The sequence below is a fragment of the Stenotrophomonas sp. Sm10 genome, from assembly GCF_030985515.1.
Lineage (GTDB): Bacteria > Pseudomonadota > Gammaproteobacteria > Xanthomonadales > Xanthomonadaceae > Stenotrophomonas > Stenotrophomonas hibiscicola.
In genome coordinates this window covers 1-2,549 of the sequence record NZ_JAPTFO010000167.1, presented here as the reverse complement: position 1 = coordinate 2,549, position 2,549 = coordinate 1, and the positions used below count along the sequence as shown (strand labels likewise).

Sequence of the window (2,549 nt, the reverse complement as noted above, 5' to 3'; positions counted from 1 at the left end):
GGTCAGATCCGTTTTCCGCAGGTAAACGGATCTGACCCCGGATTCAATTCGAGATCCGACAGATTTCATCCACGCATGGCGTGGATCTATTGGCCACCGGGAATCTGTCGGGGGTGGGGCGGTGTCGGATTGCGGGGTGTCAGCCGCATGGATGCGGCTGCCAAGCCGACATGGACGTACTTGCGGCGTCCCCGCAATCCGACACCGCCCCGCCATTCCACGGAATGCCCGCTTTTGACGTTGCCGTTGCCGTTGCATGCAGCCTCTGCAGGTGCAGGGCGCAGCCCTGCCGACCCCCTTAACTTGCCGGTGGGCAGTACGCCTTGATCGCGGCCTCCGCCAGCCCCTTCTGCGCGGTGCGCTGCTCCGGGCTCAACGGGGTATCGGCCTTGCCATCACCATCGGTGTCCTGCATCACCTGGCCGCCACCATCCAGCAAGGCCAGGTTGGCACGGGCGGTGCTGCACTGCTCGGGCACCGGTGCAGCCGGAGTCTGGGTGCTGGCTGCAGTCTGCGGGCTGCGCGCCTGCTCCCGGGTCTCGTACTTTTTGCCGGCCGGCGGGGTCTCCGAGTACTGGGTCACGCCATGGGCGTCCTTCCATTTATAGACCGGGCCAGCCACGGCGCTGGCACTGGCCAGCAGCAGGCATCCAAGGCAGGACAGGGCACGCATGGCAAACTCCGCGGAATGGGCGTAGAACGCCGATTGCAGCATTGGCGCCGAGCACTGGCAAGTCGATTAAACTGGATTCCATGGACCCGATCACACCGCCGCCGCGTTCGCGCACGATTTACCTGCTGCCCAACCTGTTCACCACTGCCGGACTGTTCGCCGGCTTCTACGCGATCATCGCCGCGGCCAATGGGGATTTCGTCAACGCCAGCATCGCCGTGTTCGTGGCGGCGGTGATGGATGGGCTGGATGGGCGCGTGGCGCGCCTGACCGGCACCAGCAGCGAATTCGGCGTGCAGTACGACTCGCTGGCCGACCTGGTCAGCTTCGGCATGGCTCCGGCGCTGGTGATGTATCACTGGTCGCTGTCGTGGCTGAAGTTCGACGATCCGCTGCTCGGCCGCGTTGGCTGGGCCGTAGCGTTCCTGTACGCGGCCTGCGCGGCACTGCGCCTGGCCCGCTTCAATACCCAGGTGGCGGTGGTCGACAAACGCTGGTTCGTCGGCCTGGCCAGCCCGGCCGCGGCCGGCCTGATGATGTCCTTCGTCTGGGCGTTCGCAGACGGCAACCTGGGCTGGGACGGCAACCAGCTGCGCTACGTGGCGCTGGCGGTGACGATCATCGCGGCGCTGCTGATGGTCAGCCGCATCCGCTTCTGGAGCTTCAAGGGCGGCGGCGCCAAGGGTACCCGTTCCGACCGCGTGCCGTTCCTGGTGCTGGCCCTGGTGCCGGTGGCCATCGCCATCGCGGTCATCGATCTGCCGCGCGTGCTGTTCGCGGTGGGCATCCTGTACGCCCTGTCCGGCCCGGTGATGTGGGCCGTGCAGCGCCTGCGCAAGAAGCCCGAGGCCGCGTGAGCCAGGACCTGCCCGTGCTGTGGTCTCCGGCCCAGCAGGCCTGGCTGCAGGCCATGGGCTACACCGTCTATCACGACGGCCAGCTGGCCGCCGAGCTGGACGCCGCGCTGCAGCTGAGCGTGGCCGAAGCCGAGGCGGCTGCCGCGCCAGCGGTGGAGCAGGCGCGGGCACCCACCGCGCCCGCGCGCGAACCTCTGGCTGCGCCAACACCGGTTTCCCGGCAGGAACGCCAGGCGCCACCACGTCGCCAGACCCCGGTCAACGCACCGGATACCGCGCCGGCGGCGGCCCGCCCGCTGCCCGGCGGCAATGCCCGGCAGCCGGTGGTGCGGCTGCCGGATCGCCTGCAGATCGCCTTGCTGCGCGCGTCCGGCTGCAATCCCAATGATCCGGCCACGCAGGCGCTGATGGACAGCTGGCCGTTGGACCAGCTGCGCCAGGATCCCGCCGCCAAGCGCGCGCTGTGGCCGCAGCTGCGTGCCCTGCGCAAGCGGGGCGCACCGTGAGTGCGGTCAGCCAGCCTGGTCCGGTCAGCCTGCGCGCGCTGCGCGAGAGTGACCTCAACGCGGTGATGGCGATTGAAGTACGCGGGTATCCGTTTCCGTGGACCCGCGGCATCTTCGTCGATTGCCTGCGTGCGGGCTATCCCGGCCTGGCCATGGAGCGCGATGGCCAGTTGATCGGCTATGGGGTGCTCAGCATCGCGGCCGATGAGGCACATGTATTGAACATCTGCATCGATCCGCTGGCGCAGTCGCGTGGGCTGGGTCGTCAACTGCTGCGCGCGCTGGTACAGCTGGCTGGCGACCGGGGGGCACAGCGTGTGTTCCTCGAAGTGCGTCCGTCCAATACGCCGGCGCTGGCGTTGTACCACAGCGAAGGCTTCAACGAGATCGGCCGCCGCCCGCGCTACTACCCGGCCGCACAGGGCCGCGAGGACGCGGTGGTGATGGCGATCGAGCTGGTCGATGGTGACCTGCAGGCGATGCCGCCGTTGTGACGGAGAAGGGGGGCGGGCC

General features: G+C 68.4%; 4 protein-coding genes. 3 read left to right on the top strand and 1 reads right to left on the bottom strand.

Features of this window, described 5'->3' with window-relative positions; genetic code table 11:
• Window positions 1–298: 298 nt before the first annotated feature.
• Window positions 299–673 carry a DUF4124 domain-containing protein gene (locus O0J15_RS20745; protein WP_134731788.1) on the bottom strand — a complete coding sequence of 125 codons (375 nt, stop codon included), beginning with the start codon at window positions 671–673 and terminating at the stop codon, window positions 299–301.
• Between the two features lie 80 nt (window positions 674–753).
• Here O0J15_RS20745 and pssA point away from each other — a divergent pair, with 80 nt between their 5' ends.
• Genes pssA through rimI form a run of 3 tightly spaced genes read left to right on the top strand, consistent with a single transcriptional unit; the run spans window position 754 to window position 2,530 of the window.
• Window positions 754–1,530, top strand: coding sequence for a CDP-diacylglycerol--serine O-phosphatidyltransferase (gene pssA / locus O0J15_RS20740; protein ID WP_019660986.1), 777 nt, complete (start codon window positions 754–756; stop codon window positions 1,528–1,530).
• Entirely contained in the window at window positions 1,527–2,036 is a 510-nt protein-coding gene (locus O0J15_RS20735) for a hypothetical protein (RefSeq protein ID WP_058980477.1), read from the top strand. The genes pssA and O0J15_RS20735 overlap by 4 nt, the downstream gene beginning before the upstream one ends.
• Window positions 2,033–2,530 (top strand): ribosomal protein S18-alanine N-acetyltransferase, encoded by a 498-nt coding sequence (rimI, locus tag O0J15_RS20730; RefSeq protein WP_019660988.1) that lies wholly within the window; start codon window positions 2,033–2,035, stop codon window positions 2,528–2,530. Before O0J15_RS20735 ends, rimI begins: the two co-directional genes overlap by 4 nt.
• The last annotated feature ends 19 nt before the right edge of the window (window positions 2,531–2,549 follow it).

What these genes read in the sequence shown, in the direction of transcription:
- pssA (WP_019660986.1), top strand. Translation starts at nt 754, where the DNA reads ATGGACCCGATCACACCGCCGCCGCGTTCGCGCACGATTTACCTGCTG.
- O0J15_RS20745 (WP_134731788.1), bottom strand. Translation starts at nt 673, where the DNA reads ATGCGTGCCCTGTCCTGCCTTGGATGCCTGCTGCTGGCCAGTGCCAGC.